Below are 14,351 nucleotides of genomic sequence, written 5' to 3'. Positions count from 1 at the left end.
AATAACAACTTATTTACGATTATATACTTAATTATATCCAAATGCGATTGGTAGAGTTTATTTTGTTTACCAAAATAGTTTATAATACTAGCTGTTTTGAATTTAATTTAAATATCTGTAGGCGCTATCTACTGGAAGGTAAACTATGATTTCTACTAAAGAATTACGTACTAAATTTATCAACTATTTTGAGTCTAAGAATCACTCACATCAGCCAAGCTCATCTTTAATACCATTTGGGGATGATACGTTGTTATTTACAAATGCAGGTATGGTGCAATTTAAAGATGTATTTTTGGGGTTAGAAAAGAGAGATTTTTCTCGAGCTGTAACAGTTCAGAAATGTCTCAGAGCTGGTGGTAAACATAATGATTTAGATAATGTTGGTTATACAGCTAGACATCATACTTTTTTTGAGATGCTTGGTAATTTTAGTTTTGGTGATTATTTTAAAAAAGATGCTATTAGTTTTGCTTGGGAGTTTCTAACTAAAGAAATTAAACTACCTGCGGAAAAACTATGGGTGACTATATATGTTACAGATGATGAAGCATTTGATGTGTGGCATAATCATATTGGTTTACCAAAAGAAAGAATCATACGAATAGACTCAAATGATAATTTTTGGTCTATGGGAGATACAGGCCCGTGTGGTCCTTGTACTGAAATCTTCTATGATCATGGTGAAGATGTAGCAGGAGGCTTACCTGGTACACCTGAAGAAGATGGAGATAGATATATTGAAATCTGGAATATAGTGTTTATGCAATATAATCGCCATGCTGATGGTACAGCTACTGATTTACCTAAACCATCTGTCGATACTGGTATGGGGTTAGAGAGGATCGCAGCAGTACTACAAGATGTTCATAGTAATTACGACATAGATTTATTTCAGGCGCTAATTAAAAAAGCCCAAGAAGTTACTAATGCGTGTGATACAAGTTCACCATCCTTAAAAGTGGTTGCAGATCATATACGTTCATGTGCTTTTTTAATTGCAGATGGTGTTTTACCATCAAATGAAGGTAGAGGATATGTTTTAAGAAGAATTATTCGTAGAGCAATTCGTCATGGTAATAAGCTTGGCGCTAAGGATATATTCTTTTACAAGTTAGTGGCAGAGCTTATTAATCAAATGGGTGAGGCATATCCTCAGCTAATAGATAAGAGAGAGCTTATTGAAAAGACTCTTATCAAAGAAGAAGAACTATTTTTAAAAACAATTGAAAATGGTATTAAAATTTTTGATGCAGAAGTATCTGGATTAAAAGGGGATATTATTTCTGGTGAAATAGCATTTAAGCTCTATGATACTTATGGTTTCCCTTTTGACTTGACTGCAGATATGGCAAGGGAAAAAGGTTTGAAAGTTGATGAAGAAGCATTTAAAAAGCAAATGCAACAACAAAAACAAAGGTCAAAAGAGGCTGGTAAATTTAATATTGATTATAATAATACTATTAATTCACAAGTAAAATCAGAGTTTAAAGGTTATTCAACGTTATTTGAAGATGCTAAAGTGCTAGAGATATTCCAAGATGGACAACAGGTAAATACTATTAGTAATGGATCTTCGGCAGTTATTGTCCTTGATAAAACACCTTTTTACGCTGAAGCAGGTGGACAGGTTGGTGATAAAGGCATATTAGAGGGTGTAGGTGTTGAATTTATAGTTGATGATGTCCAAAAGTCTGGTGAAGCAGTTCTACACATCGGTAAATTGGCTAAAGGAGTTTTAAACACTAGTGATGAAGTTTCTGCAAGAGTTAATGATTTGAGACGGCTTGCAACTGCTGCTAATCATAGTGCGACACATCTGCTGCATAAGGCTTTAAAAGTTGTTCTAGGTGATCATGCTGAACAAAAAGGCTCACTTGTTGACGATGGTAAGTTAAGGTTTGATTTTACTCATGATAAGGCCATATCTCGTGCTGAAATTGAACAAATTGAAATTTTAGTTAATCAGCAAATTAGAGCGAACTATCCTGTGGCTACTATTGAGACATCACAAGAAAAAGCTAAATCACTAGGAGCAGAGGCTCTGTTTGGTGAGAAATATGGAGATATAGTAAGAGTAATTTCAATGGGAGATTTTTCTATTGAGCTTTGTGGAGGAACTCATGTTGCATATACTGGAGATATTGGATTATTCAAAATAGTGTCAGAAAGTGGTATTGCATCTGGTATTAGAAGAATAGAGGCTATTACCGCAGATAAGGCTATAAAACATACATTTACTTATGAAAATAAGTTGACAGCTGTGAAAGAAGCTATCAAATCAAATGATGCTAACTTATTAGAAAAGCTACAATCATTGTTAGAGCAGTTAAAAAAACAAGAAAAAGAAATCACAAAGCTTAAAAAAGACCTACTATCTGGAACAAGTAATGATATTAAAGAATCTATAATTGGTGACATTAAAGTTGTAGTAGCTAATTTGAAAGAAGTAGATATTAAGACTTTGAGAGAAAAGATTGATGATTATAAATCTAAAAATGATAAGATAGTTTCAGTGTTGAGTACTATAAATGCTGATAAAGTGCAATTTGTGATCGGAGTGAGTAAATCTATTACATCATTAATCAAGGCTGGAGATATAGCTAAGGAGTTTAGTGGGTATATAGATGGTAAAGGCGGTGGTCGTCCAGATATGGCTCAAGGTGGAGGGAACAACTCTGCTAACATTGATGAGGCTCTAAGTAACTTAGAACAATATATCATAAATAATATAAGACAGTAGAGTTTGGTTTTGAAAAGGCTGTATAGACACTTATTAATATCTTTTGGAATATTTGGCTTTTGTGTTAGTTCTGTAGCTAATACTATTGCTGATTATACAGATACAGTAAAACAATCTATACAAAATTCACCACAATACAAGTTTATTGGCTTTCAGTTAAACTCCAGGCAGATGGATCCAGCGATTCAACTAGGTAGATTATTACCTAGGATAGATATTGGAGGATCTATTAAAGCAACAAACATTATAGATCAAGAAACTATGGCAGATGGGGATATTGCTGGTGGGCGTTTCGATTCTATCCAGGGAAATATTTCACTAACTCAGCCATTATATGATTACGGAGCTTATAAGGATCTTCAATCAGCACAAGAAACAGCACAGTTTGCTCAACAGGATTATAGAACTAATTATCAGCAGTTCTTATATGATACAAGTTATGCTTATTTTAATTTAGCCAAAACAATAAAAAATGTTGAGTATACTTCGTATAACTTAAAATCAAATAAACAAAGCTTAAATGAATTAGAAAGTAAATTTAAAGCGGGTACAGCCGATATTGCTGATTATGAAACAGTAAAAGCGAACTACTATATTGCTGAAGCTACTTATGCAGCAGCTAAACGAGAAGAAAAAGTTGCCCGAGCAGAGTTGCGTAAGTTTACTAATAATGATGATGATGTTGTTTTATATAGTAATGACTTTAAGATTAAGGATCCGTCACCTAATACTGAAGAAGGTTGGGAAGAGCTTACAATGCGAAGTAGCCCATCATATTTAGGCTCTGTACATACAAAAGAGAGTAATTACTATAACTATCAATCTGCGACAAGCTCATTTATGCCTAAAGTTAATTTTGAAGTTAAATACTCTCCGGGTTTTAATGATGTTAGTTCGCTGGGTAACCCCGTATTCGATAAATTCCTATCATCAAAAGGTACAGTAAATGCTTTTTATTTTGGGATTAATCTTACTTGGAGTATTTTTTCTGGTGGTACAGATTATGCTCTACTTAAAAAGGCTGCATATAATTATCAGTCCTCTGAGTTTGATATGATCCAGACAGGAAGGGTTGCTCAGAATGATGCGATGTATGCTTTTAGGTTTGTTCAGCTTAAAAAGAAAGAAATCGAATCTCTGCGTAAATCTGTTGCAGCTGCAAAAATAGCTTATGAAAAGTATAAAGAAAGATATAATCAAGGTACGACAACTATTACTCAGTACTTTATACTTTTAAATAATTATTATCAATTTCTTATCCAGTTAAATAATACTGAGTTTGATTATATTATGGGCTTTTTGAGCTTGTATAAAACTGCAGGTATTTTAACTTCTAATACCGTTCAGGATTTTAATAACTGGTTAATACTAAATCAAGATGTGGAGTTATGATTATGTATATTTCAACTAAACTACAGTGTTTTTTATATCAGCAAGAAAGTGACTCTAAGCCTGTTTACCTAATTAAAAAATCAAATTTCTCAGATTGGCTTTGCAAGCAAGATAGTTTAACTCAAAATTTTGTAAAACTGTTTGAAAGCAAAAAAACAGTTCTAGCTATTCCTGGTAATAACGGCAATATCGAGAAAATAGTATGTATAGTTACAAAAGATATGTACAGTTTAGCTGCACTAACTAGTGAATTACCTAGAGGTAATTATCATATAGAGTATTCTGAGGTTGGGGATTTATCCCTCTACTATATTGGCTTTGCATTGGCTAGCTATAAGTTTGAAAAATATAAATCTAAATCACAGCCGATTAATGTTAAATTATTCTTACCAGAGAATTATATTCACCTTTTAACAACAGTTGAGGCAAATTATATAGTTAGAGATATGATTACGACTCCTGCTGAAGATATGGGTCCTGAAGATATTTCTAATATTATCAAAAATGTTGCTAAAGAGTTTGGGGCTACAATTGAAGAAGTTGTTGGTGAAGAGCTTAAAGAACAAGGGTATATGGGAATTTATACTGTTGGTAAGGCTAGTCATAGACCTCCAAGATTAGTTAAATTAAATTGGGGTAATGATAATCATCCTAAAATTTCTATAGTTGGTAAAGGTGTGGCTTTTGATACAGGTGGCCTTGATGTAAAAGCAGCTCAGTTTATGTTGCTGATGCATAAAGATATGGGTGGTGCTGCAAATGCTATAGGTCTTGCTTATATGGTTATGAAACATAATCTTCCAGTAAGATTGACTTTATCAATACCGACAGTTGAAAACGCTATAGATGCGAAGTCATATCGCCCTAGTGATATCATTAAGATGAAAAATGGAACAACAGTTCAAGTTACTAATACTGATGCTGAAGGAAGATTGATTTTAGCTGAACCACTACATGAAGAGGCTACTAAAAATCCTGAATATCTAATAGACTTTTCAACTCTAACAGGAGCTGCAAGAGTCGCAGTGGGTGATAAAATTTCAGCATTTTTCTGTAATAATGATGATGTTGCAAAAGATGTTTACAATTATGGAGAAATCGAGCAAGATCAGACTTGGAGACTCCCGTTAGCTGATTGTTATAGAAAAAATCTTGATACTGAGTTTGCAGATATATCACACTGTGAGCTGTCAACTTTTGCAGGAGCTGTAAAGGCAGCTCTTTTTATCGAGCACTTTGTGGGTGTTGAGAATGCTCCTACTTGGATTCATTTTGACATAATGGCTTGGAATGTTGCTAACTCTCCAGGTAAGCCAAAAGGTGGAGAAATGATGGGTGTTAGAACAATGTTTAAAGTGTTGGAAGAAAAATACAGCAAATAAATTTTAAATAATTAATATTTACTTTATTTACTAATATTTTCGAAGTTGTATACTTTATTAATGAATTATAAAAATCTTATTATATAACTATGCAAAAATCGTTATTAGAACAGCTTAAAGAAGTAACTATGGTAGTCGCTGATACAGGTGATTTTGAGTTAATTGAAAAATTCAAACCAGTTGATGCTACTACAAATCCTAGTTTGATTTTAAAAGCTGTTAAAGATCCAAAATATTCTAAGTTAGTTACAGATACTATAGATAAATTTAAGCAAAATAATCCTGAGCTGAAAAAAGATGATCTTCTTAAAGAAGTTGCTATTGAGATATTAGTATCTTTTGGAATAAAAATATTGGATGTAATTGATGGGAAGGTGTCTAGTGAAGTAGATGCAAGAGTATCTTTTAACTCTGCAGAAACAATTGATTATGCTAGAAAAATAATTAAAAAATATGAGTCTTACGGAGTTTCAAAAGATCGGGTTTTGATAAAAATAGCAGCTACCTGGGAAGGTATAAAGGCTGCTAAATTATTACAAAAAGAAGGTATTAATTGTAATTTAACACTTATTTTTGACCAGGTTCAAGCTCAGGCATGCGCTGAGGCTGGAGTTTACTTAGTATCACCATTTGTTGGAAGAATCACAGATTGGCAAATGCAACAGAGCAAGCTTGATGATTTTCCTGCTGTAGTTGATGATGATGGTATAAACTCTGTTAGAGCTATATACCAATTGTATAAAGATTGTGGTTTTAAAACTATTGTGATGGGAGCAAGCTTTAGAAGTGCTAAGCAGGTGGTAGCATTAGCAGGTTGTGATGCTTTGACTATATCACCGGCATTGCTTGAAGAGCTTGAAAATAGTTTTGAAAGCTTAGAAGTTAAATTAAAACGTTCTAATGACGTTAGTACCCAAGTGCCACAAGTTACAGAATCTGATTTTCGTTGGCAAATGAATGAGAATTCTATGGCAACTACAAAATTAGCTGAAGGAATTAGACAATTTGCAAAAGACACCGTTGAATTGGAAAACATAATAACAAAACATTTATAAATAAGAGGTTAATATGAAAAAAACTTTATTAGTATCGGCATTGAGTTCTATTTTTATGGCTCCGTTTGTTTCTTTTGCTAATGATGATCAAGAATACTTGAATCCTAGAAGTGACACACAATTGCATTCTCAGCGTCAGATGATCAACCAGAGAAATAGTCAAGCTTCACAAATGCCTAAGAAACATCAATTAGGTATTACAGAAGAAGATATGAGAGTTCCCGGCGAATCAAGTAGTAAATCTCGTAATATGAGTACTAAAAAGGGCTGGGGAAGTGCTAATGAACAAGAAAAAAAGTCAAAGAGTAATGAAGACTCGGATGATGAAAACCCTAACTTATCTGATTTAGCTAATCCTGCGCCTAAAAATATTCATAGTAATTTATCAATAAGTGATGAAGATAGAGCATTAAATAGGCAGATGATGTTATCTGGCCCTAAAGGTGGTTTTCAAAATAATCAGCCAAGAGGTATTGGTGGCTCGAGTGCTAACCTATAGTCAAAACATAATTGCTTACATTATTCAAATATACTAAAATCTATTAGTTTAAATAATTTAATTCGCTTAGGTCTTTAAATGAACTTTCAGTATAATAATTTTAAAATTTTAGAAATAAATGGGTTAGATACCATAAAGTTTCTTCAAGGTTTAGCAACATCAGATTTAAGCCAACTATCTAATGATAATAACTTATTGATGACTGCTTTTGCCAACTTAAAAGGACGAATAATTTCCTTATGTTTTGTGAAGTATATTTCTAGCGAAAAGCTATTGCTTTCAGTTGAACAGAGCATCGTTGATAATTTACTTACTTGGTTAAAAAAGTATGGAATGTTTTCTAAAATTAGTTTTGCAGTTAATGAGGATTATGCATTATTTTTTACTAAAGAAGGATTTTTAAATCATAATATTTTAGTTAAGAATACTCTAAATTCTGATACTACATACGAGCAAATACAAAAAACTAATATTTTGAATAAACTTGCTGTCATCAATCAAAATAATATTGAGAAGTTTCTTCCAGCAGAGTTAGATCTTGATAACGTAGAAAAAGTTATTAGTTATACTAAAGGTTGCTATATGGGACAAGAAGTAATAGCTAGGATGCATTATAAAGCTAAGTTAAAAAAAGAGCTTACAGTCGTAAAAGCAGACAAAGATATTGCAGCTTTGGACTTGAAGACTTATGATAGTAAACCTCTAGCAAATGTTGTAAGTAAAGTCTATGTAGAGGATGTATGCTATATGCTGGTGGTGTTTCATAAAGAAGCAACAGAGGTTGAGTATCAGCTAGAAAATGAAATAATTATAACTAAATGCTAAATAATCTTAATCAGCAGCAACAGCAAGCTGTAAAATATACTAGTACCCCCTTACTAGTACTAGCTGGAGCTGGTAGTGGCAAAACTAGTGTAATTATTGAAAAAATTTCTTATTTAATAGAACAACTTTTGTATCCCGCTAAGAGTGTTTTAGCTGTTACATTTACGAATAAAGCAGCTAGAGAGATGCAAGAGCGCGTTAAATCTCGGCTTGATAAAGAAAAATCAAAGGGGTTGATGATTTCAACGTTTCATTCACTTGGTTTAACAATTTTAAAAAAACACTTTTTAGATTTGGGGTATAAGAAAAACTTTACACTTTTTGATAGTCACGACTCACTTGCGTTAATATACGATATTGCATACGAGGAATATCAGTTACCTAAACAAAATGCTGGGTTTATTCAATCAAAAATATCATTTTGGAAATCAGCGTTACTAACACCTAATGAAATACAACCTAAGGACGATCTTGAAGAGCAAGCAGCTTTTATATATAAAGAATATCAGAAATATCTAAAATCTTATAACTCTTTTGACTTTGATGATCTTATATTTCAACCGATACAGTTATTTAAAAATTACTCAAATATTCAGAAATTATGGTCAGACAAGTTTAGATATATTCTCATTGATGAGTATCAAGATACCAATGAGTCGCAATATCAGCTTTTAAAGTATTTGACTCAGGGTAAAAATAAATTCACAGTTGTAGGAGACGATGATCAGTCTATATATGCATGGAGAGGTTCTCGACCTGAAAATTTACGCCATTTGCAAGAAGATTTCAAAGACCTAAAAGTTATTAAGCTGGAACAAAATTATCGCTCTACAGGCAGAATACTTAATGTTGCAAATAAGCTTATTGAAAATAACAGCCATATTTTTGACAAAAAACTTTGGTCAAATAAAGATTATGGTGAGCAAATTAAGGTTATTAGTCTTACAAACGATGAGGATGAGGCACAATTTATAACTAGTGATATTTTTTTTGATAGGGTAAAAACAAAATCTAAAAACTCTGATTACGCCATACTAATTAGAAGTAATTACCAAGCATACTTACTTGAAAGATATATGCAAATGCACAAAATCCCTTATACAATTAGCGGCGGAAGTTCATTTTTTTCCAAATCAGAAATCAAAGATATCATTTCGTATTTAAGGTTAATAGTTAATCCGGATGATGATAGAGCATTTTTACGTGTTGTAAATACTCCCAAACGTGAGGTTGGAAGTGCTACTATTCATAAATTAGGAGAGTACGCAAGTTATCATCACTGTAGCTTTTTTCATACTTTATATAACTTAGAAGAGTTTGAAATACGTGATTTTACCAAAAAAAACTTATCATCTTTTAAAGATTTGATACTGAATACACAGCAAGAAATAAATTCAAGTATATCTGCTCAAGAGTTAAAAAATATAATTAATAATTTTATTGATAATATTTCATACCGACAGTGGCTTATAGATTCTAGTTCTTCAGAGAAACAAGCAGAGTTTAGATATGCGAATGTTATTGAGGTTGTTAAATGGATTGTTAACCAGCTTGAAGGCGAATCATATAATGCTCTTGAGTCACTTGCTTTAGTTTTAAATAAAATGCTTTTGATCGATATCTTAGATAGAGATAATGAGGATAAAAATGATAATCAGGTTCAAATCATAACTATGCACGCCTCCAAAGGTTTGGAGTTTAAAAAAGTTTATATAATGGGAATGGAAGAAGGAATTTTGCCACATCAGCAAAGTATTGAGGAAGATTCCATAGAGGATGAGCGCCGATTAGCTTATGTTGCGATCACTAGAGCTAGAGAAAATTTGACTATAACAATGACAAAGCATCGTAAAAAATTTGGTGAAAAACAGATTTCTATTCCAAGTAGATTTATTGATGAATTGCCAGAATCCGATCTATATTGGGTAGGTACAGAAAAAGAGTGTGCAGAAACGCGTCAGCAAAATTCTAAGCAGAATATATTAGCACTTAAAGATATGTTTAGCTAGATTAATATTTTTTCTTAGAAATTATAATTATTCCTCGTGACTTGTTGGTCGAAGAGTCTTTGGACTGGATTGCTTGATATAAATCAATAGTTCTTATCCAAGCTGAAGGGTATTTATATCTGGCGACGTCCATAAGCAACCACATATCTTCTTTAGGGTTGTATGCTGCTAGTGGTGAAAAATGTCCTCCTCCTTGAGCTCCCATATCACTACGTTTATAATTTATAATTATATAATCTCCTTTTTTCATTGATGATAGCATTGTATTAAGGAACTGTTCTTGATTTTTAAATTCGCTCGCGTGAATTACTTTTGCATAAGCCTTAGGGCCTATCGTATTTTGTTTGTTGATTAGCTCAGCAGTTTGCTCAATAGATAACCCTTTTGCATATACCCATTGAGGAGTTATACCAGATTTAATTAAAGCTTTATTATAGAAAATATTATTTTGATCAAATATTGAATATTGCATGTGAGCTGGTGATAGACTTGGCTCAATTTTTAGAGCATTTAATACCATGACAGCGGAGGCTGGACCACAGAACGTAGTGCCTTTCTCAGTGGTAAAATATTCTGCAAGTTGCCAATATTGTTGTGAGTATTTTTCTGGTGCTGATTTTAATAAATACTGTCCTTGTAAGCTAGAGAAAGCAATTGTATTTTTAGGTAGGAGTAGTTGTTTTGCAAAACAACAGTTGATTAAAACTACTAAAAAGATAACTATATTAAAAGCTTTTTTCATATTATTTTAGAAATTTTAATTTGAAGAGTGTAATTAGACTATAAAAGAAAAAGCTTATAGATAAAAGGTTTTATATACTAATATAATAATCTTAAATAAGAGGTGTTGTCCTTAATACAATATCAAAAATTTATTAATTGTTTTTATCTGTGATAATATAGAAATGTTTTAAGTAAATGGTATATATTTTGATTTTAATAGGAAAATATTCTAGATTAAAGATTCTTGAAAAAACTTCGAATTGGCTGGTTCTAGATGCTTTGGAGCTTGGTACAGCAAACATTGCTAGTTCGGAATTCTGTGATACAGTAAGCGTTGGTGAAAGTGTAGAAGTTTTTTTGTATCATAACTCAAAGGCTGAGCTTATCGCGACTACAAAAAGAGTTCCAACCGTAGATCAAGTATCTTATTTGAGAGTCAAAAATATTACAAGTATAGGAGCTTTTTTAGACTGGGGACTTGATAAGGATCTTTTTGTACCATTAGCCGAGCAACATAGACCATTTGAAATTGGAAAGTCGTATATTGTCTATTTATATCTTGATAAGATTAATGGGCGTATAACAGCTTCTTCGAAGATCAATAAGTTCATAAAAGATTACGCAGGTAATGATATAGCTCAAAATCAAGAAGTGGATCTTATAATCGCGAATTCTACAGACATAGGTTATAAAGCAATAATTAATAACAGTTATTGGGGAATCATTTATTCTTCAGAGGTGTTTAAGAGATTAAGTTTTGGCCAATCTGTTAAGGGATATATAAAAAATATTCGAGATGATGGGCGTATAGATCTGTCGTTACAGCTAGTGCACAAAGATTTAGATAGAAATGCTGATTTGGTAGAAAAGTATCTTGTAGAGCATAATGGTTCTGCTCCTTTTAATGATAAATCTAACCCTAATGATATAGCGCGCGAGTTTGGAATTAGTAAGGCTGCTTTTAAGCGAGCTATAGGAACTTTGTTAAAAAGAAAAAAAATAGTAATTAGAGAAGGCAGTATTCATTTAAATGGATAATATTCTGTAAATATTATATTGTTATTAAGAGTTTATATTAGTATAATAATGTCTTGCTCTTTGCTATGCAAAATAATTTTGTATAGCTTATCAGTAAAAAACTAACAATGATAAACCGGAAGGAGTTTACAAAATGAAACATTATGAAATCGTGTTAATGATTCATCCAGATCAATCTGAGCAGCTTGATGCTATGCTTGGTAAATATCGTGGAATCATTGAAGAAAAAGGCGGAAAAATCCATAGATTCGAAGATTGGGGACGTCGTCAATTAGCTTATCCTATCGAGAAACTTCATAAAGCACATTATGTGTTATTCAATGTTGAGTGTGACGTTGAGTCTCTAGAGAAGCTTCAAGAAAACTTAAAGTATAACGATGCAGTTTTACGTCGTTTAGTAATTTCTAAGAAAGAAGCTGTTACAGAGCCATCAATCATGATGGAAACTAATGAAAAAGAAGTAATTTAATAGAGGGATTTTAAGATGAGTCGTCGTAAAGTTTGCCGTTTCACTGTTGATGGTGTAAAAGAAATTGATTATAAAGATGTGAATAAGTTAAAAGCTTATATTACTGAAACAGGTAAGATCGTACCTAGTCGTGTAACTGGTACATCAGCTAAGTATCAAAGACAGCTTGCTACAGCTATTAAAAGAGCTAGATTCTTGGCGTTATTACCATACTGTGATCGTCACTTTAACTAATACTGGAGGTTGATTACAATGCAAGTTATTTTAAAAGAAAAAGTTGAAAACCTTGGTGTATTAGGTGATATAGTTAATGTTAAGCCTGGTTATGCTAGAAATTTCCTTATCCCTTTTGGTAAGGCTGTTCAAGCTACTAAAGCTAACATCGAAACTTTTGAAGCTCAAAAGGCTGAGTTAGAAAAAGCAGAAAAAGCAAGATTTGATGCTGCAGTTGTAACTGCAGATGCTATCAAAGATAAAGTTTACACTGTTGCAGCTCAAGCTGGAGAAGGTGGTAAACTATTTGGATCTGTTGGTACTGCTGAAGTTGCTGAAGCAGTATCTCAAGCTTCTGGTAAAGAAATTGAAAAGAGCCAAGTTCGTATGCCGGAAGGAGTTATTAGAACTACTGGAGAGTTCGAACTTACTGTTCATGTATATACAGATGTAGATGCAGATATCAAAGTAAATGTTGTAGCTGCAGAAGCTTAGTTTTATAATATATAAACTAACACAATATCTTAATTAATATAAAAACCATGTGTTAGGCATGGTTTTTTTGTATATGAAATAAGGATTTTGATGTCAATGGATTATCAATTTAAAGTTGCTGAAACTGCATATTCAGTTGATGCGGAAAAGGCAATACTAGGCAATATTCTTCTCAACAATGATAATATAGAGCTAGTTGAAGATTTTCTTCTAATTGATGATTTTTTTGATAAGAGACATAAAATTATCTATAAGCAGATAGCTGTTTTAAATCAGTCAAATACTCCATTTGATGTTCTAATTTTGAGTGAATATTTAGCAACTGAAGGTTTACTAAATGATGCTGGAGGCGAATCATATATTATTGATTTGGCAACTAATACGCCAACAGTTTCAAATATAAAAACATATGCAAATATTGTAAAAGATAAAGCTAAGCTGAGAAGTCTACAAACAAGTGTTAATGATATAGTTCAAAAAATATATTCAGCAGACTCTAAGAATCCTGACGATGTTATTGATTATGCCGAAAGCCGGATTCTTGATGTGGCTAAGGAAAGAGAGACTTTAGTTAAGGGCCCTGAATCAATTAAATCAGTTATTCCTAAATTAGTTGATAGGATGAGTGCAATAGTCGATGCAGGTAGTGGATTGACAGGGGTTTCTACAGGCTTTATTGATCTTGATAAAATGACCTCTGGCTTACAACGAGCTAATATGGGTATTATTGCAGCTCGTCCATCAATGGGTAAAACCGTACTAGGAATAAACATAGCTCAAAATGTTGCTAAAATTGCAGATAAACCAGTTTTAGTTTTTAGTTTAGAGATGCCGTCAGAGGATATTGTCACAAGGATGCTAGCTTCACAGGCTCGTGTAGAGATGAATTTGCTTAAAGAGTGTAATCGGCTTAATGATGCTCACTGGGTTAAGATTACAAGTGCAATGAAATCATTGAGTGATATGCCTTTATATATAGATGATACATCAAGCTTAACCCCAGCTGAGATGCGCTCAAGAGCTCGAAGACTATATAATGAGCACGGTGGTCTATCAATGATATTAATAGACTATCTACAGCTTATGAAAATACCTGGTTATGAAAATAATAGAACCCTAGAGGTATCAGAGATATCTAGATCATTAAAAGCACTTGCAAAAGAGTTAGATATTCCCGTTATAGCATTATCGCAGTTAAGTAGAGATCTTGAAAAACGTCAAGATAAGCGTCCGATAATGTCTGACTTGAGAGAATCTGGAGCAATAGAGCAAGATGCTGACTTGATAATGTTTATTTATCGCGATGAGGTTTATAATAAAGAAAAAGAAGATAATAAAAATCTTGGTGAAATTATAATTGGTAAACAACGTAATGGTCCTATTGGCACAGTTCATGTTCGTTTTGATGGGCAGTTTGCAAGCTTTGCTAATTTGACATATGAGAATGACAATATTTTACCTGGTGATATAGGTTATAATGAATAATTTTATAAGAATGAAAGAGAAAT

Annotated in this window: 13 protein-coding genes; 12 read left to right on the top strand and 1 reads right to left on the bottom strand. The window is 32.6% G+C overall.

What is annotated here, in order from left to right; genetic code table 11:
* Positions 1–145 precede the first annotated feature (145 nt).
* The 7 genes from alaS to F3D57_RS03145 all read left to right on the top strand — a co-directional run bounded on the left by alaS (position 146) and on the right by F3D57_RS03145 (position 9,905).
* Positions 146–2,743, top strand: coding sequence for an alanine--tRNA ligase (alaS, locus tag F3D57_RS03175; RefSeq protein ID WP_150465165.1), 2,598 nt, complete (start codon positions 146–148; stop codon positions 2,741–2,743).
* Between the two features lie 9 nt (positions 2,744–2,752).
* Positions 2,753–4,135, top strand: coding sequence for a TolC family protein (locus tag F3D57_RS03170; RefSeq protein WP_150465164.1), 1,383 nt, complete (start codon positions 2,753–2,755; stop codon positions 4,133–4,135).
* A 2-nt stretch (positions 4,136–4,137) separates the two neighbouring features.
* Positions 4,138–5,517 (top strand): M17 family metallopeptidase, encoded by a 1,380-nt coding sequence (locus F3D57_RS03165; protein ID WP_150465192.1) that lies wholly within the window; start codon positions 4,138–4,140, stop codon positions 5,515–5,517.
* A gap of 89 nt (positions 5,518–5,606) precedes the next feature.
* Positions 5,607–6,572 (top strand): transaldolase, encoded by a 966-nt coding sequence (gene tal / locus F3D57_RS03160; protein ID WP_150465163.1) that lies wholly within the window; start codon positions 5,607–5,609, stop codon positions 6,570–6,572.
* Positions 6,573–6,585: 13 nt separating this feature from the next.
* Entirely contained in the window at positions 6,586–7,071 is a 486-nt protein-coding gene (locus F3D57_RS03155; RefSeq protein WP_146421315.1) for a hypothetical protein, read from the top strand.
* A 78-nt stretch (positions 7,072–7,149) separates the two neighbouring features.
* The gene (locus tag F3D57_RS03150) at positions 7,150–7,896 is read left to right on the top strand and encodes a YgfZ/GcvT domain-containing protein (RefSeq protein WP_150465162.1); all 747 of its coding nucleotides are present in this window, start codon (positions 7,150–7,152) and stop codon (positions 7,894–7,896) included.
* Entirely contained in the window at positions 7,890–9,905 is a 2,016-nt protein-coding gene (locus tag F3D57_RS03145; RefSeq protein WP_150465161.1) for a UvrD-helicase domain-containing protein, read from the top strand. The genes F3D57_RS03150 and F3D57_RS03145 overlap by 7 nt, the downstream gene beginning before the upstream one ends.
* 1 nt (position 9,906) lies before the next feature.
* Here the strand turns inward: F3D57_RS03145 and F3D57_RS03140 are convergent, their stop codons facing one another.
* Positions 9,907–10,647, bottom strand: coding sequence for a phytochelatin synthase family protein (locus tag F3D57_RS03140; RefSeq protein ID WP_150465160.1), 741 nt, complete (start codon positions 10,645–10,647; stop codon positions 9,907–9,909).
* 188 nt (positions 10,648–10,835) lie between these two features.
* Between F3D57_RS03140 and F3D57_RS03135 the strand changes: the two genes are divergently transcribed.
* From F3D57_RS03135 to dnaB, 5 genes are all read left to right on the top strand, one after another.
* Positions 10,836–11,666 carry a S1 RNA-binding domain-containing protein gene (locus F3D57_RS03135; RefSeq protein WP_150465159.1) on the top strand — a complete coding sequence of 277 codons (831 nt, stop codon included), beginning with the start codon at positions 10,836–10,838 and terminating at the stop codon, positions 11,664–11,666.
* Between the two features lie 133 nt (positions 11,667–11,799).
* Positions 11,800–12,135, top strand: coding sequence for a 30S ribosomal protein S6 (rpsF, locus tag F3D57_RS03130; protein WP_013923199.1), 336 nt, complete (start codon positions 11,800–11,802; stop codon positions 12,133–12,135).
* 15 nt (positions 12,136–12,150) lie between these two features.
* A complete protein-coding gene (gene rpsR, locus F3D57_RS03125) occupies positions 12,151–12,369 on the top strand; it encodes a 30S ribosomal protein S18 (protein WP_004287690.1) in 219 nt (72 codons plus the stop codon).
* Between the two features lie 18 nt (positions 12,370–12,387).
* Positions 12,388–12,843, top strand: coding sequence for a 50S ribosomal protein L9 (rplI, locus tag F3D57_RS03120; RefSeq protein ID WP_013923198.1), 456 nt, complete (start codon positions 12,388–12,390; stop codon positions 12,841–12,843).
* A gap of 90 nt (positions 12,844–12,933) precedes the next feature.
* Positions 12,934–14,328, top strand: coding sequence for a replicative DNA helicase (gene dnaB, locus F3D57_RS03115; protein ID WP_041263756.1), 1,395 nt, complete (start codon positions 12,934–12,936; stop codon positions 14,326–14,328).
* The last annotated feature ends 23 nt before the right edge of the window (positions 14,329–14,351 follow it).

Origin of the sequence: Francisella sp. SYW-2 (assembly GCF_008711475.1) — a bacterium.
In the GTDB taxonomy this organism is placed as follows: Bacteria; Pseudomonadota; Gammaproteobacteria; order Francisellales; family Francisellaceae; genus Francisella; species Francisella salimarina.
This window is presented reverse-complemented; position numbering and strand designations above follow the sequence as displayed.